The sequence below is a fragment of the Corynebacterium kroppenstedtii DSM 44385 genome, assembly GCF_000023145.1.
Taxonomy (GTDB): domain Bacteria; phylum Actinomycetota; class Actinomycetes; order Mycobacteriales; family Mycobacteriaceae; genus Corynebacterium; species Corynebacterium kroppenstedtii.
Window position 1 is genome coordinate 925,993 of the sequence record NC_012704.1, and the last position, 23,975, is coordinate 949,967.

At 56.2% G+C, this 23,975-nt stretch carries 19 protein-coding genes and 2 pseudogenes; 15 read left to right on the forward strand and 6 right to left on the reverse strand.

Translation table 11 applies throughout. The features are described from left to right. The 15 genes and pseudogenes from CKROP_RS03855 to pyk all read left to right on the forward strand — a co-directional run bounded on the left by CKROP_RS03855 (position 1) and on the right by pyk (position 16,052). A complete protein-coding gene (locus CKROP_RS03855; RefSeq protein WP_041628795.1) occupies positions 1-537 on the forward strand; it encodes a hypothetical protein in 537 nt (178 codons plus the stop codon). Positions 538-598: 61 nt separating this feature from the next. Next, positions 599-1,930: a histidinol dehydrogenase gene (gene hisD, locus CKROP_RS03860; protein ID WP_012731430.1), complete on the forward strand. Its 1,332-nt coding sequence runs from the start codon at positions 599-601 to the stop codon at positions 1,928-1,930. A 192-nt stretch (positions 1,931-2,122) separates the two neighbouring features. Then, positions 2,123-3,283, forward strand: coding sequence for a histidinol-phosphate transaminase (locus CKROP_RS03865; protein WP_041629245.1), 1,161 nt, complete (start codon positions 2,123-2,125; stop codon positions 3,281-3,283). 5 nt (positions 3,284-3,288) lie between these two features. Continuing rightward, positions 3,289-3,945, forward strand: coding sequence for an imidazoleglycerol-phosphate dehydratase HisB (gene hisB, locus CKROP_RS03870; protein ID WP_012731432.1), 657 nt, complete (start codon positions 3,289-3,291; stop codon positions 3,943-3,945). A 2-nt stretch (positions 3,946-3,947) separates the two neighbouring features. Next, positions 3,948-4,760 carry an imidazole glycerol phosphate synthase subunit HisH gene (locus tag CKROP_RS03875; RefSeq protein ID WP_012731433.1) on the forward strand — a complete coding sequence of 271 codons (813 nt, stop codon included), beginning with the start codon at positions 3,948-3,950 and terminating at the stop codon, positions 4,758-4,760. Between the two features lie 42 nt (positions 4,761-4,802). Next, positions 4,803-5,540, forward strand: coding sequence for a bifunctional 1-(5-phosphoribosyl)-5-((5-phosphoribosylamino)methylideneamino)imidazole-4-carboxamide isomerase/phosphoribosylanthranilate isomerase PriA (priA, locus tag CKROP_RS03880; protein WP_012731434.1), 738 nt, complete (start codon positions 4,803-4,805; stop codon positions 5,538-5,540). A gap of 73 nt (positions 5,541-5,613) precedes the next feature. After that, positions 5,614-6,486 (forward strand): inositol monophosphatase family protein, encoded by an 873-nt coding sequence (locus CKROP_RS03885; RefSeq protein ID WP_012731435.1) that lies wholly within the window; start codon positions 5,614-5,616, stop codon positions 6,484-6,486. A 133-nt stretch (positions 6,487-6,619) separates the two neighbouring features. Continuing rightward, positions 6,620-7,726: pseudogene (hisF, locus tag CKROP_RS11675) on the forward strand (imidazole glycerol phosphate synthase subunit HisF); the annotation flags it as partial. A 129-nt stretch (positions 7,727-7,855) separates the two neighbouring features. Continuing rightward, positions 7,856-9,433, forward strand: coding sequence for an anthranilate synthase component I (locus tag CKROP_RS11680; protein ID WP_041629247.1), 1,578 nt, complete (start codon positions 7,856-7,858; stop codon positions 9,431-9,433). Positions 9,434-9,641: 208 nt separating this feature from the next. After that, positions 9,642-10,460, forward strand: a complete 819-nt coding sequence (locus CKROP_RS03895; protein WP_012731437.1) for a TIGR02234 family membrane protein — start codon at positions 9,642-9,644, stop codon at positions 10,458-10,460. 112 nt (positions 10,461-10,572) lie between these two features. Continuing rightward, positions 10,573-11,388: an indole-3-glycerol phosphate synthase TrpC gene (gene trpC / locus CKROP_RS03900; protein WP_012731438.1), complete on the forward strand. Its 816-nt coding sequence runs from the start codon at positions 10,573-10,575 to the stop codon at positions 11,386-11,388. A gap of 48 nt (positions 11,389-11,436) precedes the next feature. Further along, positions 11,437-12,735: a tryptophan synthase subunit beta gene (gene trpB, locus CKROP_RS03905; RefSeq protein WP_012731439.1), complete on the forward strand. Its 1,299-nt coding sequence runs from the start codon at positions 11,437-11,439 to the stop codon at positions 12,733-12,735. Beyond that, a complete protein-coding gene (trpA, locus tag CKROP_RS03910; protein WP_012731440.1) occupies positions 12,735-13,538 on the forward strand; it encodes a tryptophan synthase subunit alpha in 804 nt (267 codons plus the stop codon). The genes trpB and trpA overlap by 1 nt, the downstream gene beginning before the upstream one ends. Positions 13,539-13,656: 118 nt before the next feature. Next, entirely contained in the window at positions 13,657-14,466 is an 810-nt protein-coding gene (lgt, locus tag CKROP_RS03915) for a prolipoprotein diacylglyceryl transferase (RefSeq protein WP_148209719.1), read from the forward strand. 158 nt (positions 14,467-14,624) lie between these two features. Continuing rightward, positions 14,625-16,052 carry a pyruvate kinase gene (pyk, locus tag CKROP_RS03920; RefSeq protein ID WP_081429476.1) on the forward strand — a complete coding sequence of 476 codons (1,428 nt, stop codon included), beginning with the start codon at positions 14,625-14,627 and terminating at the stop codon, positions 16,050-16,052. A gap of 124 nt (positions 16,053-16,176) precedes the next feature. Here the strand turns inward: pyk and CKROP_RS03925 are convergent, their stop codons facing one another. From CKROP_RS03925 to CKROP_RS03950, 6 genes and pseudogenes are all read right to left on the reverse strand, one after another. Next, complete coding sequence (locus CKROP_RS03925; RefSeq protein WP_012731443.1) at positions 16,177-17,463, reverse strand: amidohydrolase; 1,287 nt, start codon at positions 17,461-17,463, stop codon at positions 16,177-16,179. A gap of 123 nt (positions 17,464-17,586) precedes the next feature. Beyond that, positions 17,587-19,380 carry a hypothetical protein gene (locus tag CKROP_RS10670; RefSeq protein WP_012731444.1) on the reverse strand — a complete coding sequence of 598 codons (1,794 nt, stop codon included), beginning with the start codon at positions 19,378-19,380 and terminating at the stop codon, positions 17,587-17,589. 222 nt (positions 19,381-19,602) lie between these two features. Continuing rightward, positions 19,603-21,279, reverse strand: a complete 1,677-nt coding sequence (locus CKROP_RS03935) for a purine-cytosine permease family protein (RefSeq protein ID WP_169302977.1) — start codon at positions 21,277-21,279, stop codon at positions 19,603-19,605. A 137-nt stretch (positions 21,280-21,416) separates the two neighbouring features. Continuing rightward, positions 21,417-22,472: an urease accessory protein UreD gene (locus tag CKROP_RS10675; RefSeq protein ID WP_012731446.1), complete on the reverse strand. Its 1,056-nt coding sequence runs from the start codon at positions 22,470-22,472 to the stop codon at positions 21,417-21,419. A gap of 3 nt (positions 22,473-22,475) precedes the next feature. Then, a pseudogene (gene ureG / locus CKROP_RS03945) lies at positions 22,476-23,124 on the reverse strand (urease accessory protein UreG). A 32-nt stretch (positions 23,125-23,156) separates the two neighbouring features. Then, positions 23,157-23,960, reverse strand: a complete 804-nt coding sequence (locus CKROP_RS03950) for an urease accessory protein UreF (RefSeq protein WP_012731448.1) — start codon at positions 23,958-23,960, stop codon at positions 23,157-23,159. Between the last annotated feature and the right edge of the window lie 15 nt (positions 23,961-23,975).

Consider the following 23,975-nt stretch of genomic DNA (forward strand, 5'->3'; position numbering starts at 1 on the left):
GTGTTACGTTCTGATCGGTATCGCCGAGCCCTGATAGTTTTGATAGCCATCCTTGCTGTCTTCGCCCTGGGTGGCTGCGTATGGGGAATTTTCATTCCGACGACCACTGCCACCGTAGATAGCGGTTATCTGTCGACCGATCCGACTCAAGATGGACGAGAGTTCACCGGTTTTGTAGCCCTCGTGGCTGGCCTTTTTGTGCTGTCGATGGGGAGCTCACTGGCCGCGTGGGGATGGGCACCACGTTCGCGTGGCCCGCTCATGATATGGCTTCTAGCGATCGTGGCGGTACTCGGGGGAATTATTTTTATCGAGGTGGGAAATGCCGTCGCGTCCAGCTTGCACCCACTTCCGGATATCGACGATGTTCATTCCGGGCAAACTATTACGTGGGCGCCTCACATCACTCCAGGGGCGGCTCTTGCTGTTCCACCATTATTGATGTCATTGACGTATTGGTGTGCGGCTGTCGTGGGGAAAGGGGACTTCCCTGATGAAGTACCTTCTCTTGAGCGTCACAGGAGCACGGTAGATTAGCATTACACGAAAGAAGCAGTAACGGCCGTCTCATAGGCCTCGGCAGAACCGAAGGATTTCAATGCTCTCCCTAACCGACATGCGTGGAACCAACCCCACCGTTAGTGAACTTCGTGCCACTTTGCCTCGCGGTGGGACCGACATCGATTCCGTGATCCCGACAGTTCAGCCCATCGTTGAGGCCGTCAAGAAAGATGGCGTGGCGGCTGCGCAAGAGTACGGGCAGCGGTTCGATGGCGTTGTACCGGAGAGCATCCGAGTTCCTCGCGAGGTGATCACCGACGCTGTCAACTCCCTCGATGCGACCGTGCGGGAGGCATTAGAGCACGCCATTGAGCGCGTTCGGCGGGTCCACGCTGCGATTAAGCCCAGCGATAACGTTATTTCCGTCACCGAGGGCGGCGTGGTGACTGAAAAATTCATCCCGGTCGGGCGAGTCGGGTTGTATGTCCCCGGTGGGCAGGCCGTTTATCCGTCGAGCGTCATCATGAATGTTGTGCCGGCGCAGGAAGCGGGGGTCGGCTCTCTCGTCGTTGCTTCTCCTCCGCAAAAAGAATATGGTGGATGGCCGCACCCGACGATCCTTGCTGCATGTGGGCTTCTCGGTGTGGATGAAGTGTGGTCTGTTGGCGGTGCTCAGGCAATAGCTCTCATGGCTTATGGTGACGAGCAGGCAGATGATCCGTTGGTGCCGGTTGATATGGTGACCGGACCGGGCAACATCTTCGTCACCGCAGCGAAGCGCTTGTGCCGTAGTGTCGTGGGGATTGATGCGGAAGCGGGGCCGACGGAAATAGCAATTATCGCCGATTCCACTGCTGATCCGGTTCATGTCGCCTATGACCTCATCAGCCAGGCAGAGCATGATCCGATGGCGGCCAGCGTTTTGATTACGGATTCCGCGCCATTTGCTCAGCAGGTCGATGAAGAAGTAGAGAAGCGGTATTCAATTACCCGGAATACCGATCGTGTTGCTCAGGCATTACAGGGTAAGCAATCTGGCATCATTCTTGTCGACGATATACCTGCTGCGATTCGGGTGGCTGATGCTTATGCACCCGAGCATCTCGAAATTCAGACTCACAACGCCCGTGAGGATGCAGCTCAGATCCGTAATGCGGGGGCTATTTTCGTCGGGCCTTTCTCACCAGTTCCGCTGGGGGATTACGCCGCTGGATCAAACCATGTTCTCCCCACATCGGGATCGGCGCGGTACAGCTCCGGTTTATCGACGCATACCTTCGTTAAGTCGGTTCACGTTATTGAATACGATGAAGCTGCCCTCAAAGGTACGGCCGATACTATCGTCGCTCTTTCCAATGCGGAGCAGCTTCCGGCGCATGGAGAAGCAGTACGTGCACGGTTCGAGGACCTTACAGCCGGGAATAAGTAACCCTAACGAATAAAAAGTCGTATCGACCGGAGTAGCGAAGTATTTTTCGCGACCATACGTGGATAGAAAAGGGGAGAGTACATAGTGGCACCGACGAATGATGATCAGAAATTATCACGTGGCAGTGGTGAGGACGGTACCGCCGATAAGTCTCACACATTAGGAGGAAATGTCACGCTTGATGCCCTACCGCTGCGTGAAGAATTCCGCGGGGAAACCGCGTATGGGGCACCTCAATTAGAGCTCGACGTCAGATTAAATACGAATGAGAATCCGTATCCTCCGTCGCCACGAATAGTTGCCAATCTCGTTAAAGAAGTGGAAAAGGTGGCGTCGGGGCTTAACCGCTATCCCGAGCGTGATTCCGTCATCCTGCGCCAGGAGCTCGCACAGTATGTGTCGGGCCAAACCGGTGTAGCTGTAACTGAAGACAACATATGGGCTGCTAATGGGTCCAATGAGGTTCTTCAAGAGCTCTTGCAGGCTTTTGGAGGGCCTGGTCGGCGAGCATTAGGGTTCACTCCGAGTTATTCCATGCACCCTATTCTTGCTGCGGGGACGCACACGGAGTTCGTCGAATGTCCACGACAAGAAGCTCGTGGCTTCTCTATTGATATTGACGAAGCGACTGCGGCTATTAAGAACTACCGTCCGTCGGTTGTCTTTATTACGACGCCGAATAATCCGACTGGCGGTACAACAAGTTTGGATAATATTCGGGTCCTGCTGGATGCTGTTTCTGATCCGGACGTTGATGGCATCGTCATTGTTGATGAGGCTTATGGTGAATTCGATGATGGCCCGAGTGCGTGTGAATTGTTGAAGGATTATCCGGACCGACTCGTCGTATCCCGAACGATGAGTAAGGCATTCGACTTCGCTGGTGGTCGGTTGGGGTATTTTGTCGCTGCTCCAGCTTTTGTCGAAGCTGTTATGTTGGTCCGGCTTCCTTACCACTTATCGGCATTATCGCAGGCTGCTGCGACTGTCGCGCTCCGGTATTCCTCCGATACGTTAGCCTCGGTGGAAAAAATAATTCGCGAACGTGAGCGGGTTCAGGATTCATTGCAGAAACTGGGATTCTCTGTTGTCCCGAGTAAGTCTAATTTCCTTTTCTTTAAAGTCATTCCCGATGAGTCGACGAATTCTTCTGGTGAAGCGCCCGCTAATGGAGATGCGTCACGTCGCGAGCTCACACAAGCAGCGTGGCAGGAGTTCCTTGATCGTGGAGTCCTCATCCGAGATGTAGGGGTCGACGGATATTTGCGGGTGACCATCGGACTTCCAACAGAGAATGATGAGTTCCTTTCCGCGGCTGGCCAGTATGCGAGTGAACACAACGGGTTACGGTGAACCATATGAGCAATAACAATGACGAGAGTCTGAACCAGCAAGAAAGAAATAGCGGAGAATTCCCCGCCCGACGAGGCCATTGTGAGCGCGAGACGAAAGAATCGCGAATCACCGTTGACATTAACCTCGACGGCTCTGGCATTACTGACATTTCGACGGGATTGCCATTCTTCGACCACATGCTGAATGCGGTGGGAACGCACGGCAGCTTTGACTTAACGGTTAGAGCAGAGGGCGACATCGATGTTGACGCTCACCACACCGTGGAAGATACGGCCATTGTTATGGGCGAGGCATTACACGAAGCTTTGGGAGACAAAGCCGGTATCCGCCGCTTCGGGTCAAGTTTCATCCCGATGGATGAGACGCTAGCCCAAGCTGTCGTTGATGTGTCGGGACGCCCATATTGCGTCACGCGCGGTGAGCCCCAAGAGATGATGAATACGGTGATCGGTAATCACTATGCAACCGTGATTAACCAGCACTTCTTTGAATCGCTTGCGTTCCACGCGCGTATCGCTTTACACGTCCGCGTTCTATATGGACGCGATCCGCATCACATCACGGAGGCTGAATACAAGGCAGTTGCCCGCGCCCTCCGCGAGGCCGTTGAGCGTGACTCAAGAGTGCATGGTGTTCCATCCACGAAAGGGGCGCTGTAAATATGGCGCAGAGCACGTCACGTCCTTCAGTGGCAATCCTTGATTACGGTTCGGGAAACCTTCGATCCGCCGAACGCGCTATAGAACGTGCAGGGGCCGAGGTTACGATTACCGCTGATCCAGAGCGTGTTCTTGCCGCCGACGGATTGTTAGTTCCTGGAGTCGGCGCATTCGCGGCGTGTATGAAGGGCCTGCGCTCGGTCTATGGGCCACGGTTAATTGGTCAGCGCCTCGCCGGTGGCCGTCCTGTGCTTGGCATCTGCGTGGGTATGCAGGTTCTTTTCGATAGCGGAGTCGAGTTTGCCGACGGTATTCACGACGACGCAGAGGCCCTCCGTGGATCAGATTCCCCAGATAACGGGGACGACGCGACCTCGGGCCGACGTGACGACGTCATCCGTGACCCTGAGACGGGACGACCACTCGACCCGACGGTGTCGTCGACAGAGATATCTGATGATGGGGTGCTGAGTACTCCCGGTTGTGGTGAGTGGCCAGGAACGGTGGAGCGCCTGACAGCGCAAGTGCTGCCTCATATGGGATGGAACACACTCGACATTCCCGAGGGATCTCGAATGTTCGTGGGAGTGGCCCCCGATGATCGGGTGTACTTTGTACACTCCTATGCGGCTCAACACTGGGATATGGCGTCGGATGATCACGTTGCCCCAGCGAAAGTAACCTGGTCTACGCACGAAAACTGTCGTTTTATTGCGGCGGTAGAAAATGGTCCCTTGTGGGCGACTCAGTTCCACCCGGAGAAATCTGGTTCGGTCGGCGCTGTGATTCTCCGCAACTGGGTGGAGACTTTGTAAAGTTTTATCAGCTGTAGGTGTGATCTCCGTTATGATTCATCTATGGCTTTAACGTTATTACCCGCAGTAGATGTGTCCGACGGTCAAGCTGTTCGTCTCGTTCAAGGCGAAGCTGGGAGCGAAACCACGTATGGTCGCCCCCTTGATGCCGCGATGGCGTGGCAGAACGCTGGTGCGGAGTGGATTCACCTTGTGGATTTGGACGCCGCATTCGGTCGCGGTACGAACTACGAACTGCTGAAAGATGTCATCGAGCGGGTGGACGTTAACATCGAATTATCCGGGGGGATCAGGGATGATGATTCACTGCGCAGGGCATTAGATACCGGTTGCCGACGGGTGAATATCGGCACTGCTGCACTGGAAGATCCTGAGTGGTGCCGTCGAATCATCGGGGAGTACGGCGATCGCGTCGCCATCGGTTTGGATACCAAGCTCATCGACGGTGAATGGCGGTTGCGTGGTCGAGGATGGGTTTCCGACGGCGGCAATCTGTGGGAAGTCCTTGAGCGCTTGGATTCGGAGGGGGTATCCCGCCTCGTCGTTACCGATGTCGGGCGCGATGGCACATTAGAAGGCCCCAATATTGACCTTCTTCGCGACGTCGCGATGGCCACAGATGCCCCTGTTGTTGCTTCGGGCGGAGTATCAACTCTCGACGACATTCGCCAGCTTGCGGCCTGCGTGGACGAGGGAATTGATTCAGCCATCGTTGGCAAAGCCCTCTATGCAGGGAACTTTACCCTTGAAGAAGCATTAGCAGTCGCACAAGATTCCTGATGGAGCCGTTCCTGAGGGGCCTGTGAAATAGGCTCCCCGGGTTATCGGTAGTGAAAGGCTAGGTGACGGACCCGTGATTGAACATTCTGACTTGGTGGCATATTTGTCTATTGCCGAGCGCTTAGTCAAAGATTCTGAAGATCTTTTTTGTGTCAACATTGGTGCGCAGCCCTCTGTCATTAAGAACGAAGATCTCCAGGATTTCGCAACCGACGTTGATCTGTCACTAGAACAGCAGTTTCGCGAACAGCTTGTGAAGGAAACTGGGTTCCCCGTTTTGGGCGAGGAATTCGGTTTGAAGGGTGGATCCACGGCCTCCGGGGATGTTTCGCTCAACAGCATGGGCGGCGGTAAGCAGCCCGAAACAATGTGGTGTATCGACCCGGTGGATGGGACGTCCAATTACACCGTCGCCAACCCGATGTGCGGCATTTTGGTCTCGCTTATTCATAAGGGAGAACCGGTTATTGGGTTGACGTCGTTACCCCTGTTGGGACAGTTTTATAGTGCTGTTCGCGGTGGGCCATTACATGTTAATGGTGAGCCATTTCCGCCATTGCCGAAAGATGACCCAGAAGTGATCCAAATTGGTTTCGGCTCTATTTTGTCGGGCCGACGCGGTCATGTTCCGCGACAATATCGCCAGAATTTACTTTTCAGTATCGGTGAATCATATCCGCGGATGCGTGTGACGGGATCTGTGGGCGCAGACTTAGCTTTTACTGCCGGTGGTGTTTTTGCGGGGACCCTGACGTTCAGCCCTAACCTGTGGGATAACGCAGCAGGTATCTGCTTAGTCCAAGCCGCTGGTGGCATTGTTACGAACCTTGATGGTGAGCCCTGGACACCAGGAACAATTGGTCTGGTCGCGGGATCTCCGAGCATTCACTCGACTCTGTTAGCGAGGATCCATGCGGTTCCGCGGCCTTTCGAACCACTAAGCTAGGTGGTTATGTCGTCGCGTGAAGCGGTTAGTCATTGTGGACGTGTCTAGGTTTACTAGCGCGTGTCTGTTTTACGTGGCAATTCATTAATCTCGTTCGTGAATAATAGTTATCTTATTGCCGAAAGGCGTTTTCATGTCCGTAGCAGTCCGAGTTATTCCGTGTCTTGATGTGTCTCATGGTCGCGTCGTTAAGGGGGTCAATTTCGAGAACCTTCGCGACGCTGGCGATCCCGTCGAACTGGCGTCCCGCTATGACAAAGAGGGCGCCGATGAACTGACCTTCCTCGACGTGTCAGCGTCGACGGAAGCACGGGGAACGATGCTGGACGTGGTTCGACGCACTGCGGATGAAGTGTTTATCCCGCTCACTGTCGGCGGTGGGGTCCGTAGCGCTGACGACGTCGACCAGCTATTACGTGCGGGTGCAGATAAAGTCAGCATTAATACCGCGGCCATTAAGAGGCCAGAGTTGCTGCGGGAGCTTTCCCAGCGCTTTGGATCACAATGTGTCGTCTTGTCCGTGGATGCCCGGCGCGTTCCTGACGGCGGAACGCCCCAACCGAGTGGTTTTGAAGTCACGACCCACGGCGGCACACGAAGCGCAGGGATTGATGCGATCGAGTGGGCTCGTCGTGGTGAAGAATTAGGTGTCGGGGAAATTCTTCTCAATTCCATGGATAGCGACGGTGTTAAGCAAGGGTTTGATAGTGAGCTTATTTCCGCCGTTCGTCAAGTGGTTCATATCCCCGTCATTGCGTCGGGTGGGGCTGGCAAAGCGAGCCATTTTCCCCCGGCCATTGATTCAGGGGCAAACGCGGTGTTAGCTGCCTCGATTTTCCACTTCGGTGACGTGAGCATTTCTGAGGTGAAGAGTGCTTTGGCAGCGGCGGGGCATGAGGTCCGGCATACCAGTCCTGCCGACTACCCACTGGACCCGTCGATCGCTGCTCGCTTGAAGTGCAATGATAGGGGATTGGTTCCCGCTGTCGTCCAAGATGTGCATTCTGGAGAGGTATTAATGCAGGCGTGGGTGGACGACCACGCATTGGCTTATACGCTGGCTACTCGACGGGGAACATACTGGTCTCGGTCGCGGTCCGAGTATTGGGTCAAGGGGATGACCAGTGGTCACGTCCAGGACGTTCGCGAGGTTCGGCTGGATTGTGATGGGGACACGATTCTGCTGAAGGTTGATCAGACAGGTGCGGCGTGCCACACCGGAACCCACACGTGTTTCGATAGCGACCTTGTCTTGACCGATTCATTGTCGACGTCCGACGCGGGGTTGTTGGACGTCGAGAATACGTCAGCCAACAAGAATGCCGGTGAGCCTAATGGCACGGCTGAAAAGCCTGAAGACGACGCCGAGCTGAACGATTCTGCTCGTTCGTCGACACCCGTCGGGGTCCCGGATCTCGGAGCCGGCCGCACAACGACGACGCGGGAACAATTCCGCGAATTAGCTGCTCACCACAGAGTCGTGCCCGTAGCGCGCAAAATTTTAGCCGACGGAGAAACACCGCTCAGCGCATACAATGCCTTGGCCCAGGACAAGCCAGGTACGTTCCTCTTCGAGTCGGCCGAACCGGGACGTTCCTGGTCACGGTGGTCGTTTATCGGCACCGGAGCAAGATCGGCATTAACCGTCCGCGATGGGGAAGCAGCATGGCTGGGCACCACTCCTGAAGGTGTCCAGACAGGAGGCAATCCCTTCGATGCCTTGAAGTCTGTGCTGAAGGAATTGCACACCGACCCCATCGAGGGAATGCCACCGATGACGTCGGGAATGGTGGGATATTGCGGCCACGACGCGATTCGCTTTATCGAAGATATCCCCGATACCTGCGACAATGACCTCAAGATTCCGGAAATGACGCAGTTCCTCGTCGCGGACATGGTTGCCTTGGACCACCATGAAGGGACGATGTGGCTGATCGCTAATGCGTTCAATTTCAACGGCTCCGACGACAATGTCGACGAGGCTTATGATGACGCCGTCCGCCGATTGGACTCATTAACCGAGCGCCTGAAGGCAGCGCGTGAACCGATGGTGAATAGTTTTACGACGCCCGAGCCGGTCGTCCGCCGCCAGCGCACTGCTGATGAACACATGCGCCGGATCGAGTTGTGTAAAGAACACATTCGCGCCGGGGACGCCTTCCAAATCGTTCTGTCACAGCGCTTCGAGATTGACACCGATGTGCGGGCTCGTGACGTGTATCGGATGCTGAAATATTCGAACCCCAGCCCCTACATGTACCTGATGAATATTCCGTCGGACGACTTTTCGTCGGTGGAGTTCACCATCGTTGGATCGTCGCCGGAGTCGCTTATTGCAGTCGACAACAATGTGGTGACGACGCACCCCATCGCTGGGTCCCGGCCCCGCGGCGCCACAAGGAAAGCTGATCTGCAGCTTGAGCGCGAGTTAGCCGCCGACTCGAAAGAGAATTCCGAACACCTCATGCTGGTTGACCTGGGGCGCAATGACCTGGGGAAGGTATGTATCCCTGGAACAGTCGAAGTCGATGATTTCCGCCATATTGAGCGGTACAGCCACATCATGCACCTGGTCTCTATGGTCACGGGACAGTTGGCTCCGGGCATGACAGCGGTCGATGCCTTCATGGCGGCATTCCCCGCGGGAACTTTATCCGGGGCGCCCAAAACCAGCGCATTGACCATCATTGACCAGCTCGAAGACACGCGCCGCGGCATCTACGGCGGAACCGTCGGATATTTCGATTTTTCGGGAAACACCGATCAAGCAATTGCCATCAGGACAGGGGTTCTCAAAGACGGAACGATGTATGTCCAGGCCGGCGGCGGGATCGTCGCCGATTCGGATCCTGTTGCCGAAGATGAGGAAACGCGGAACAAGGCTGCAGCTGTTTTGCGCGCAACGGCCGCTGCCGAAACAATTGTCGACGTTGATGGCTCTCTGTGAGTTGTCGCCCGCCGAGTAGTCGCCCGCCCGGATTCCGGATTGGCTGCGTCGTCTCCGAAAGCAAGTATCCAAGAGTGACGACGCTATATGCGCTGAGTAGCCTATTGAGCACGTGGTGGATACTCGGCGGCACACCCGACGAGCATGGTGACGTCGGGAAACGACTGACGATAGGGAACTAGTGCGGTGACGTTAGGGAGAATGAACAATGGGTTCACATGACTCGCGTCAGGACGACGCAACGGCAGCAGCCGCGTCGGAAGAAATGGCCTCAAACCCGACCGATGCGCACGGACACAAGGACGTCAACACGATGCCGACGAACGCGGAAACGGAGACGGGCACGTCGAGTTCTCCCCAAACCAAGCGACGCTGGCTAGGCCTCGCCCTGGTCGCGATTGGGGCGGTGGCTATCGGTGGAACATCACGCATGACCTGGATGACCGTTCACGCCAATGACGATAAACAAGGTGAAGTGACACGGACCCTCGTCGGCTCTACATGGGCCCCCAGCACTGACGCGATCGCCATTGCCCTCATTGCAGCCTGCCTTGCCACCCTGGTTCTTAAGAGAACAGGCCGACGGATACTTGCAGCAGTGTCGGCGGTGATCGGTGCCGCGTCCTTATGGACACCGCTCAATGTGCTCCTCACCTCACCGAGCACGACACGCGCGCGAAATCTCCTCGTCAATGGGCAAGCAACGCAAAAGAAAAACGATCCGCAGACCTTGACCGAATGGGCCGTCGTTACGGGAGTCGATGTCCACCAAGTAGCGGTCATCCTTGCCCTCATAGCGTCCGTCATCACCATCGCCGGTGCAATCATCCTGTTCCTGTGGCCAGGAGTAGACACCGTTAAAGGAAGTAAATACGACACAGCCTCAGCCCGGCGCGATTCACTGGCGACGGACCTTGAGAACGATAGAGAATCAGGGCGCGTGCTGTGGGATGCAATGGACGCGGGGGTTGACCCAACACAAGACGATGCTGTTGATGTCGCCCGGCGTCGTGGGCTGCACAACTAAAGTCCACATCTGCGGGGAATGTCAGACAGGCATCATCGTGCCGATCTATGCGCCAGTCAGTGCTGCCTTTAGGATTAAGTACACCGCTGTAACACGGGCTGAGGAGTCGAAGATGAGTTCGGTTTTAGACACTATCGTCGATGGCGTCTTAGACGATCTTGCAACCCGTGAAGCTCGCGTCAGTTTTGCGGATATCAAAGCACAGTCGCATGACATGCCCGCCCCTCGCGATGCCATGTCCGCATTGTCTGCTCCCGGTGTGGGAGTGATCGCCGAAGTCAAAAGGGCAAGCCCATCCAAGGGAAGCCTGGCGCGGATCCCCGAACCGGCCGAGCTCGCCAGGCAATACGAAGCCAATGGTGCCAGAGTCATTTCCTGTCTCACCGAAGAACGACGCTTCAAAGGCAGCTTGGCTGACCTGGACGCCGTACGAGCAGCCGTCGACATTCCGGTCCTCCGAAAAGATTTCGTCGTCACCCCCTATCAGATCCACGAAGCCCGCGTTCATGGAGCGGACCTCATTCTCCTCATCGTGGCAGCACTGCAGCAGCCTCAGCTTGAATCGCTTCTCGACCGCACCGAGTCTCTCGGGATGACTGCCATCGTTGAAGTTCACACCGAAGAGGAAGCAGAGCGCGCCATCGCCGCAGGCGCAAAAGTCGTGGGAGTCAACGCCCGCAACCTCAAAACACTCGATGTCGATACCTCCGTGTTTGGCACTATCGCGCCGGGTTTGCCGTCGGACGTGATTAAGGTCGCTGAATCGGGGGTGAAAGATCGCAATGATTTGCTGGCCTATGCTGGTGCCGGTGCGGATGCGGTCTTGGTCGGCGAGGGGCTGGTTACTGCAGGTAATCCCGGTTTAGCGTGTAAGAGTTTGGTCGCTGCGGGCATCCACCCGGCATGTCCGAAGAATCTCGCTGAGTAATCTGCCGTCACCTGAATGCCGTGTCTATGCGAGTGATAAGGCACACTGGTGTGCGTGAGTAACTCAGAATCAGTTCATCGCAATCCGTATAGTGATCTGCCTACTATCGCCGATGTGTTCGCGGAGACGACATCGACTGAGCCCGATGATCGTGGCCATTGGGGTGAGTACGGTGGCCGGTATATTCCGGAAGCCCTGATGGGGGTCATTACCGAAGTTACCGACGCGTGGAACAAGGCGAGAACTGACCCTGAGTACATTGAGCAGTTGAATGACCTGCATGTCCATTATTCGGGTCGGCCATCGCCACTGTATTATGCTTCGCGCTTTTCCGATGCTAGCCATGCTCGGGTGTATTTAAAGCGGGAGGACTTAAACCACACCGGGTCCCACAAGATTAATAACGTCCTGGGCCAGGTGCTGTTGGCTCAACGCATGGGTAAAAAGCGCGTCATCGCTGAGACGGGGGCCGGCCAGCATGGTGTTGCAACTGCTACGGCATGTGCATTGCTCGGCTTAGAGTGCCACATCTACATGGGGGCCGTGGATGCGCGGCGTCAGGCCCTGAATATCGCGCGTATGCGTTTACTGGGCGCTGAGGTCACAGCTGTCACCATCGGTTCCCAGACTCTTAAAGATGCCATCAACGAGGCCATGCGTTTTTGGGTATCACATGCCGATGACACGTACTACTGCTTTGGTACTGCAGCTGGCCCCCATCCGTTCCCGCAGATGGTTCGTGATCTCCAGCGAATCATCGGGTATGAAGCACGCGAGCAAATCCTGCACGCAGAAGGCCGCCTTCCCGACGCCGTCGTCGCTTGTGTTGGTGGTGGCTCGAACGCGATCGGGCTTTTCCACCGTTTTATCGACGATTCCTCTGTTCAGCTCATCGGTGCCGAAGCCGGCGGTGACGGTTTTGAGACTGGTCGCCACGCTGCGACGATTACCGCAGGCAATGAAGGTGTCTTCCAGGGCTCATATGCCGCCCTCATGGAAGATGAGGATGGCCAAATCGTCGAGTCCCACTCCATTTCGGCTGGGCTAGATTATCCGGGTGTAGGGCCGGAGCACTCGTATCTTCATCATGTCGGGCGCGCTGAGTACCTTCCCATCACGGATGCACAAGCCATGGATGCGTTCATGCTCTTGTGCAAGACCGAAGGAATTATCCCTGCTATTGAGTCTTCGCATGCTCTTGCGGCAGCGCGAGTCTATGCCGATCGCTGGGATCATGACTCAGATGACGGCCCACTTCTGATCGTCAACGTATCGGGCCGCGGCGATAAAGATGTGGACACCGCCGCGAAGTGGTTTGACCTTAAACCCAAGGAGGAGCTGGACTAATGGCGGCATTTTCTTCTGATTCCCCCGCAGGGGCGCTTCGCGACGTTTTCGCACAGGCCCGCGGCGAGCAACGAGCTGCGTTCATCGGTTATCTGCCATCGGGGTACCCGACGAAGCACGACTCTGACGAGTTGATGGCGTGCCTGGCGTCCTATGCGGACGTCATCGAGGTTGGAATTCCGTTCTCTGACCCCATGATGGACGGTCCTGTCATCCAGGAAGCCGGCATGGCTGCATTGAAAGCAGGTTTTCGCGTCAAAGATTCACTCAGCTCTGTCCGTAAGATTACCGACGCCGGTGGTCGAAGCGTCGTCATGAGCTACTGGAACCCGATCTTGCAGTATGGCCCGGAAAAATATGCCGAAGAGCTGGCCGAGTCGGGAGGATTGGGGACAATCATTCCCGACCTCCTCCCCGAAGAATCGACGCGCTGGGCAGAGGCATGCCACGAGCACGGATTGGCGCCTATCTACCTTGTTGCTCCCTCGACGAGCCCTGAGCGGATGGCACTCACGGTGGGAGCAGGTGACGGCTTTGTGTACGCAGCCTCGCATATGGGGGTCACAGGTGCCCAAGAGTCAGTAAACAGCGGTGCGCGTGACCTCGTGAATCGCGTGCGGGAGCACACCGACCTCCCCGTTGCAGTCGGGTTAGGCGTCAGCAATGGGCAGCAAGCCGCAGAGATCGCGCAGTATGCCGACGGCGTCATCGTCGGTTCGGCACTTATCCGCGCGGCGAAGGATGGTCTCCGCTCGCTCGAGGCGTTGGCGAAAGAACTCAGCGAAGGGGTGAGGGGTGACTAACGTCCAGGCCACTATTGTCCAGCAGAACGGACTAGTTCCTCACGACGGGGGACTAGGTGGGCGTTCGCCCGATGCGACGCTTTTGGCAGCTATTCCGTCGCCCTCCCAAGGTGTGTGGATGGTCGGCGGTTTTCCGATCCGCGGATATGCGCTGTCAATCCTCGTGGGAATTCTCGTTGCGGTGCTGTGGTCGCAGCGTCGCTATGCCGCCCGTGGTGGTAACCGCGAGGTGGTTCTCGACGTGGCACTTGCCGCTGTCCCAGCAGGCATCATCGGCGGCCGCCTCTACCACTTAGCGACGGATTGGCGCACGTACTGGGGTCCCAACGGAACACCCGGGGACTGGTGGAAGATCACCAACGGTGGCCTGGGAATATGGGGAGCCGTCATTGGCGGTGGTTTGGCCGCCTGGGCGGTTCTCCGATGGAAGCATCTAGCCCTGGCGCCCTTTGCGGATTCGGTGGCACTACCGATTCTGGTGGCGCAGGGCATTGGACGCCTAGGCAACTGGTTTAACCAGGAATTATATGGTCGGCCCACCGATCTGCCCTGGGGGCTAAAGATTTTTGAGCGCGTCGACGACCACGGTGTCCTGGACCCAGTACTGGGGCATTCGAACGGCCACGTTATCGCGGTTGTTCAGCCGACGTTTCTCTACGAGATGCTGTGGAACTTTGCCATCGCCGCTCTGATCGTATGGATTGACCGCAAGTTCAGATTGGGTGGCGGCCGAGTTTTTGCCTTGTACGTTGCCGGGTACACAGCAGGTCGATTTTGGATCGAGCTTCTGCGTGCGGACACCGCCACGCATGTGTTTGGGCTCCGCATTAATACCATCACGTCGGCCGTGTGCTTCGTGGGCGCAGTGATTTTCCTGGTGTGGACGCGATCACGTCGTCGCGAGACACCCGAAGAACTTCAGACATAATCGGGCATAAATCTAGGAAAAAAGTGATTTTGGTGACCGTATCGGAAAATAATTTTCCCTGGTCACCGACTTTTTTCGTTTTTCGCCGTGGCGCCGTAAAGCTTATTTCGACCGTTTTGTAGTAGCTAATCCGGGTGGAGCGGGCTAACCTGGTGCTCGTGGATAGAAGAACGAAAATTGTTTGTACATTGGGTCCGGCGGTAGCCAGTGCGGAAAAGATCCGTGCTCTGGTTGACGCAGGAATGGACGTAGCACGACTGAACTGCTCACACGGCGTTCACGCCGACCACGAACAGAACTACAAGTGGGTTCGGCAGGCTTCCGACGAAACCGGCCGCGCCGTCGGGATTTTGGCTGACCTCCAGGGTCCGAAAATCCGGTTGGGCTGGTTCAAAAACCACGAGGAAATGTGGGAAACCGGCGAAACGGTGCGCATTACCGTTGACGAGATCGAGGGTACGCACGATCGTGTATCCACGACATACAAGAATCTCGCCAAGGATGCTAAGCCCGGTGACCGCCTCCTCGTCGACGATGGCAAGGTTGGCCTGGTCTGCAAGGCCGTTAAAGGCAACGATGTGATCTGTGAGGTCACTGAGGGTGGCCCCGTGTCAGACCACAAGGGTGTGTCCCTTCCTGGCATGGATATTTCCGTCCCGGCATTATCTGAAAAAGATATTGAGGACCTTCGCTTCGCACTCCGTTTGGGTGTCGACGTTATCGCTCTGTCGTTTGTCCGTTCGCCGGCAGACGTTGAGCTCGTCCACAAGATCATGGACGAGGAAGGCCGTCGACTTCCGGTCATTGCGAAGTTGGAAAAGCCTGAAGCCATCGACGCCCTGGAGCCCATCATCATGGCCTTCGACGCCATCATGATTGCCCGTGGTGACATGGGTGTCGAGGTTCCGCTCGAAGACGTGCCGATGGTTCAGAAGCGCGCCATCCAGATTGCCCGTGAAAACGCTAAGCCAGTCATCGTGGCAACGCAGATGCTGGATTCCATGATCACGAATTCACGTCCGACGCGTGCTGAAGCGTCCGACGTTGCTAACGCTGTCTTGGACGGCACGGACGCGGTCATGCTGTCCGGCGAGATTTCCGTCGGTAAGTACCCGGTAGAAACCGTCAAGACCATGGCCCGCATCGTGAAGGCTGCCGAGCAGGACGGCACGGTGCCGCCGCTCAGCCACGTTCCGCGCACCAAGCGTGGCGTTGTGTCGTACGCGGCGCGCGATATCGCGGAGCGTCTGAATGCTCGTGCTGTTGTCGCGTTCACCAGTTCAGGCGATACGGCACGTCGTGTGGCTCGTCTCCACAGCTTCCTCCCGTTGTTGGTGTTCACCCCGAACCCCGCCGTGCGGTCACAGTTGGCTGTCACGTGGGGCGCGGAGACCTTCTTGACACCTGAGGTCAAGACCACCGACGAGATGGTTGCCGAGGTTGATAAAGCTCTGCTGGCTATCGACGGCTATGAGCGCGGCGACACGGTCGTCATCGCTGCCGGTTCTCCTCCCGGAGTTGAAGGCAACACCAACATGATTCACGTTCACATGTTGGGTGAAGACCTCGAAGGCCACGAGCGCTAGATTGTCGGTTCCTACACCGTAGCCATTGCGAGGTATCGCGATGGCCGGGGTGTGGTGGATGCCAATCACAACGCGAACCGGGCCGCACCATGATGTGTGCGGCCCGGTTTTTCTATGCCGAACACTACTCCTTGAAAAGGAAGCTCAGCGGTGCTGCCGCCGCAGCCTTCGTCGTCGATGAGATAGTCGAGAGATCGGGGAGGAACGTCGCCATATGGTTGGCGGGAACAGGCGTTTCCTCACGCTTCTCCCATTGTTCATCCGGGGTGATGCCGGCAGTCCAGAACAAATAGGGCACATCAAAGTGCCGCGGTATCTCCGAAAAGTCCTCCGACGCCGTCCACCGCTCAGCATCAATGGAGGAATCCCCAAAGACAGCATCAAATGTCTCGCGGACATGAGAAAACACGGCGGGGTCATTGTCGGTCAGTTCGCCGTGAGCCCAGTACTCTATGTCCGGCTCGGCGGGGCACCCCGATGCCTCACACTCGGCGCGGATCACTCGTTCGATAGCGCGATACACATGATCGCGGACGTTGGTGTTGTAGAACCGGCAGTTCAACGTCAGGGTAGCGGTGTCCGGGATGGAATTGTTCGTATTACCAGCGTGGATTTGCCCGACAGAGACGACGGCGAATTCGCCGGGGTCGACTTCTCGTCCGACGATCCCTTGTAAACGAAGAATGACGTGTGCCGCAACATAAATGGGATCCACGGATTGATGAGGGCTCGACGCGTGAGCACTCGTTCCATGAATGGTCACCGTGATGGAGTCACACGCTGCGAGGGCGGCCCCCGGCATACTCATAATCGTTCCAGCTTTTCCAGGCACAATGTGCTGGCCCAGGCAGAGGTCAGGGCGTGAAATCTCGTCGGCCAGGCCATCGTGGACCATGGCACCAGCCCCAGCGGTGACTTCTTCGGCAGGTTGGAATAGGGCGTGGAAGGTTCCTGACCAGCGCTGACGTGTAGCGTCGAGAATGGCAACCGCCCCGAGCAAAGCGGTGGTGTGCATATCGTGCCCACAGGCATGCATGACACCAGTTTCGTTGCCATCACGCCCAGTCGTGCGCACAGTAGAGGCGTACGGCGCGCCGGTATTCTCAGTGACAGGTAGGGCGTCGAAATCCGCGCGCGCGAGAATCGTCGGTCCCTCGCCGTTAGAGATCGTTGCCACGAGCCCATGCCCACCTATGGGACGCGACACAGTGCAATTGTAGTGAGACAACCGCTCGCGTATGGCAATCGCAGTTTTTTCTTCGCGTTCAGATAACTCGGGATGAGAATGCATCCAGGTATAGAACTCTTGCTGCCAACTGAGGTCGGCCGGGTTGGCATCAAGCAACTCCGCAATGGCTGCACCGGGGGCACGAACATGAGCGACGGATTCTATATCTGCAGTGTTTGTCATTCTTTTCCTCCATCTTCTGGTGAACCGTATCCGTTCACTGATCGGACGCGATGTGCTTTACCAGTGTAGGCGCACCATGCTCGATAGAGTCAGGCAGCAATCTGCCCCGGGGCAGCGGGTGAGTTACTGATAGCTAATGAAGTCCGGGCGAGGTTTAATCGCCATCGTGTCCTTCGGATCGAGCATGGGCTTGTCTTCGTCGTAGAAGTTCTTCCACCCCAGGCTGATCTTGGGGTTCAAATCCTGCTGAATCACGTGCCAGGTATCCAGCTTGATGGATTGCGATCCGTGGCCATCGATGTGGATAACCATCGCAATGTTATCGGTACCTGGGATCATCTTGTCGCGATTGCGAATCATATGAACCTTGAACTGGTGAACGACCAGGGGCTTCTGCGGCAGTTTGTTGTCCTCAGTAAGCTTGTCCAGCCACTTAACAACGTCATTGATTTCCTGGGCGTCGACGTGACCGATCTGCTCCATGGGCAGTTCGTTACCGTAGAGACGCCACTCGGGATCGAGTGCCAGTCCGACATAAGGCTTTTTGAGCAGCTTCTCGTATTTCTTTGCCTGTTCCAGGAGAGTCATGCGCCCAGGCTGAAGGTCAATGACCGCATACCCGCCGGCTTTGTTAATAGCATCAATCCACGGCTCGACGGTGTCGGAATCGATGAAGCGGCTGTACGAGTTGTCCTTTTCTGGTTCCGACGACGCAACAGTCACGATGATTTCGAACGCCGGGATCACAGGCTGATCTGTGAAGGCTTCGTAGCTCTTGGCCATCTTCTTCGCCCGGGCGACGGACGCATCTTTTCCTTGCTCCCCGAGGCACCCGAGATCGGGCCCGTCGGTGGAGCCGTAAAGTGCGACGATGTGCCGGCCAGGCGTGACGAGTCCGCCTCCACCTGGCTGTTCTTTGTCAATGCTCTTGGCTTTGTCGATACGACGAGAGAGCGTGTCCTTGTCCCCGAACAGTTCGCCCAGGGCAATGACATGGTCGTCCTTCTTGACGATCTCGATTGACTCATGGGTGGCGCGGGGGTCGGCTGCGGGGAGGCGGACGACGTTCTGGCCGGCGACGGATGCGTTGGTGAAACTTGCGGGGCTCGTGTCGGGAGCGACGAAAACGTGTCCGTCAGAGTCAGGTTCTTTGTCCGCTTTGCTGTCCGGGTTCCACGGCGCTGTGAGAACCGGGCGGGGAGTGTACGGTGCACCATCGGATGTGGTGGGAAGGTTGGGAGTACTCGGTGCGCTGCTGCTCGCGCTCTTTTTAGCGCTGGATGACGGCTTCGACGAGCTTGTGGTACTCGATGTGCTCGCCGCCGCACTGGCCGCCGCTGCCGGCGCAGTCCCGGATCCGTCGCCTTCAATGGGGGCATCCGGAATAACCACAAGGTCACGGAAAGAGTATTGACCTTTGTCTAATCCATCTGGCCACGAATCGGGCGTCGTTTCGTGAGTTTTCGCCGACGAAGACAGCGAGCCTAGGGAATCGCCCTTGAGGGTGACAATGTCGTCGACTCCCAATCGGTCAAGTTCAGACTCAATGTCTTTGCGGGAGTCATCCTCGTTAGTCGCGTCGATGAGGAAAACGGGAACTCCAGCACTGGCGGCCAGGTTGCAGGCCCGTGCGCGCGTCGCGGAATCGGCGTTGGGTCCAGTGACGACAGCGGCTTTTGCTGAGTTCAGGAATGTGGAACTCGTCTTGGTACCCGTGGGATCGTCGCCGATGACGTCCGTTTTGTCCGAGGTCTTCTTTGTTGAGACGGTGTCATTGCCACCACCGCCTGAGCTACTTGAACAGCCGCTGAGGCTTCCGGCTACTCCGGCAGCTCCGAGTGCTGTGACGGCCGCGCCCACTGTTGTTAAGAATGTCCGGCGAGTGACTGGTCGGGCAAAAGGACGTGAGGATGACATGTATTTTCTCCTGCGGGTTGAAACACCAGTGGTGTCCCCATCGTGCGACGACAGAACAGTGCGTGAACGAGGAAACTGTAGGCAAAACTGTATGCAATGGAACCTTTTTACCGGCTTTACCGTATTTACTGTAACAATGCGAAATGTTGTGGTGCACTGAGCTGTATCGAGAAAGCAGAAAACAGGGGTAGTCGATGACCGAGATACCCCCGTTGTAGTTAGTTACTCAACCGGAAGAACATGACGGCCTTGCCGATCGGTGGTAAGAGCCAGCGAGGAAATGTACTGCTTTTCACCTGTAGGGGAAGGAACAGCGGACGCGAGAACATCGGGACGTTCAACCATTTCTCCGGTAACACAGCATCGGAAGAGCTCATCCGACGGATTTCCGTGATCATCGAAAAGAGGGGAGTCCACGCCGTCGTCGGTTCGACGAAGATAAAACTGCCCACGGGTGATGATGGCAATTAGTGGTGTGGCGACGACCGCGATGGCGGCTGCAAGGAGTGCCGAGTAGGGCTGAATGGTCGCGCCGAGGACGCCGAAATACGCAGCGATTGAGGTGGTGGCGGAAAGTAAGAGCGCCCCGATTCCCACAGGGTTGATCGGGAAAATCATTCCGCGTCGATATTCTGGATAGCGGGGAGAAATGCCGAGTACATATTTGTTTATTGCAATGTCAGATGCCACCGTGAAAATCCACGCGATAGCCACGTTGGAATAGAAACCAAGAATGGAGTTCAACATGGAGAACATATTGAATTCCATGAGAGACAGCGCAATACCGACATTGACAAAGACGAAGACGATCCTGCCGGGGTAGCGACGAGTTAAACGCGTATATGCATTGGTCCACGCCAGTGAACCGCTATATGCATTTGTGACGTTAATTTTGATTTGGCTCATGACGACCAGGATCACGGCGAGTGTGATGGCAAGCCAGGTCGGCATCATATTCGTGTACATGGCGAAGAACTGGTGGACCGGCTCGCTGGCCGTTCCTGGTGAATCATTGAGAACAGCCATGACATACACTGCGAGGAAAACACCAATGATTTGTTTGGTGGCGCCGAAGATGACCCAGCCAGGTCCCGAGAGGATGACAGCGGTCCACCATTTGCGTTTGTTGTCCGGGGTTTTGGGCGGCATAAAACGGATGTAATCAATGTTTTCGGCAATTTGTGCTGTCAGTGAGAGGCAGACACCGGCAGCCAACATCATGGATGCGAAATCCGCATGGCCGGGACCATTTCCCGCGTAGTGAGCAAAAGTATGGACACTCGATGGATGCTGAATAATCAGAACGATGAGGGGCAGAACCATCATCACAATCCACAGTGGATTCGTTGCTTTCTGAATCTTTGATAAAGACTTCATCCCATACATGACCAGTGGGATGACGATCAACGAAGAGACCAAGTACCCAGCCCATAGTGGGATTCCAAGGCCCATTTTGAGCCCTTGTCCCATAATTGAACCTTCAGTTGCAAAGAAAATAAAGGTGAACGAAGCGAAGATGATATTCGTGACGACCGATCCGTAATAGCCGAATCCGCTTCCCCGTGTAATAAGGTCGAGATCTAGATTGTATTTAGCCGCATAGACGGCGAGGGGAAAGCTCGACAGAAAGATTAATACCGCGGCAATAAGAATTCCACCGACCGCATTCACTGTTCCGTGGGCAATTCCGATCCCAGCTCCGATCGAGAAATCAGCAAGATAAGCGATGCCGCCGAGTGCCGACGCTGCGACTGCGGACGTTGCCCAGGTCCGGTAGTGCCGTGGTGCGAACCGGAGGGGATAGTCGTCACCGAAATTGGATTGGGACTGGTGAGGCGTGGGAGCGTGCTGGGGAGTGACCGGCGTCGTCGCGGGACGTACCGGGGTAGTGTCTGTCATCGTCATAGACACGTAAATTATGGGGCTAATGTCACGAACGCGCTCCCACTATATGAATATCAGGTGACCTAGGTAAACAACGCGTTACCGCGCGGAAATGGTCACCAGCGACCCGTGGGACGAAGACGTGTCAAGAATTAGTACTTCCGCAACCGTGGCGCTGGTGCTGAAAGAAGTGTTTCGCGCGCCTCCGTCCACAACCGGTCACGAGCGATTCGTGCCTCATCAGCAGTGGCAGCAAGGATACGCACCCAGACCCCAGATTCATAGGGGAGAGTTGATGCAGCCCACCGAACTGATGCTGGGAAATCGGAGTCCGGCAAGCGTCGGAGCACGTCGAGAAGTGCTCGGGTAGATTGCGGTGAAGGCGCAACTATCCAGACATTGGACCATGCGCCATAGTTACGCATGCCGAGCAGCCGACTGCCCGTATGCGGACGCAAGAGTCCGCGATCAATAACGAGCGGCCTGCAGTCGGATTCTCCGAGTCGCGCGAAATCATGCGGGTGGTTGGCGCGCGGTTGATCGATTCGTGTTTCCATGGACAACGCGTCGTAGCGGTGCCACTCACCGCGACCCAGTCGTCCCGCCGCAATACAATCGCTGACTATGGCGCAACCCCCTCGAGCAGCGGTAACTCTCATAGACAGATGAGCCCGGGAACCCCCATAGGGGATCAGGTGGTCAGGCATGTATTCGACAGTGCTTCCCGGGCCAACAGTCAAGTTGACGTGTTGTATCGCTAGCCCCACATCCATGCGATGTATAGGCGTCGCCGCCTGAGTGGTGATAAGAGCCGACGCCGGTCGTGTTTCGCCGACGCGAATATCAACAAGGTATCGATCATTGTGAGCAAGCCCAGCACCCGTCGTCATGATGTAGAGCAGCGGTGTGCCAGGTTGGTGCGGGTCCGTGTACAGCGGCCGCATAAGAGCAAGCGGAGCTTTCGCGATTTTCTCCGCGACGACTGATCTTTTCCCCGCCGGCTTATCCCCAGTTGAGTCCACTCGGGCGTGCAGAAAACCGACTTTGCCAGGGGAACCGACCGGGAGTGCCCGGTGGTCACCGGACTGCGACTGACCGCGGAGTTCCTTGGCGATCCTCGGCGGAATGGGAAGCGTAGCCGCCGCGTCGTAGAGGGAAGCAAAAGTAGGGGAGGAGATATTGCTCTCCACTGGGGTCTGGGGTGCCACGCCCTACCCCTGGTGAGCGTTTCGCTGTGTTTCCACAAACTCAGCAAGCTCGGAGAGCCCGTCACCCGTTAACGCATTCGTCGGTAGTACTGGGAGACCACCGCGCACCTCTTTCGCGTCAGCGACCATCTTGTCCAGATCACACCGGACATAGGGCGCAATATCCGTCTTATTGATAATGAGAAGATCCGATTCCGTCACACCCGGTCCCCGTTTCCGAGGCATTTTGTCGCCTTCTGCCGTGTCAAGAATAAACACGTATGTTTCCACAAGCGCCGGTGAAAAAGTCAGCGTTAAATTATCGCCACCCGATTCGAACAACAAAGTGTCGATATCCGGGAAGCGCTCCACCATCTCTGCCGCCGCCATCAAATTCATCGTCGGATCGTCCCGGACAGCCGTGTGGGGGGCAGGATCCTGTTTCTACCCCGATAATTCGCGCCGGGTCGAGAATTCCATCTAGCTCCCGACGGATGTGGTTCGCGTCTTCTTGGGTGTAGATATCATTCGTGATGATTCCCACGCTATGACCTTGTTCGATCAACGTGGGCACGAGTGCCTCGATAATTGCTGTCTTTCCTGAGCCGACGGGACCGCCAAATCCGATGCGATAAATCGAGTGTTCTTCATGACTTGGGTCATTCTGTGCCATAGCGAAATCCTCACAATTCGTACTAGTAATAATTAATTAATGAATAGTCGTGCGGGAGCGGATTCATGTGCCGCACACGCAACATCCAAAGCAGGGCTTAGTGTTCCTATATCGTCAACTGATGAATCGCAACACATCTGTACGCATTCGGCGATGTCTGATCCCACCTCATTCACGACCTGCTGGGCACTGATATGGTCAGCCACGCTTAAACGAACCGCCGCGGAACAGGCTCCAGCCGCAAAAGAAAACAGTTCACAGGACACCGCCATTTCCTGAGACAATCCATTGTGATGATGAATGGCTCCAGCGACTATTGCCTGGTTGCCTATGACATTTCCTTTGCGCACGTCGCTGATCAGTGTTCCTAGCGGTGTGTCGTCAGCGGGGTGCAGCACATCGTCGGCCATCGACAATAATTGCTTGCCGACGCGCATACTCCCGCGCCGTGCATTATCGCTAGGTTTTGTTGCCAAGAGGACCTCGTCGATGATTCGAAGTGTCCCCGTTGCGGAGTGTGTAGAGCCATTCGCGGGCATCGCGGCCGATGCAGACTGTCGCCACTCCTGAGCCCAGGTCCACGCCAATGCCGTTGCAATTCCGTCGGTAGGGGCGACGACGTCGGTAATAAGCTCGCGAACAGTTTCTGTGAGAGAGGCGCTGTCTAGCCAATGGCACTGAGACAGCCCTTCGAGCCCGTGCGAGAGTGTGTACATTCCCGAAGGGAACGCCGTGTCTGTCCATTGGAGGGCTGATAGGAAGGCCGGAAACATCGATTGCCGTCCAGACCTATCAGTGCTGTTCATGGTCACGTCGAGATTATTGGAAGAAGACATGATTCAAAGCTGTCA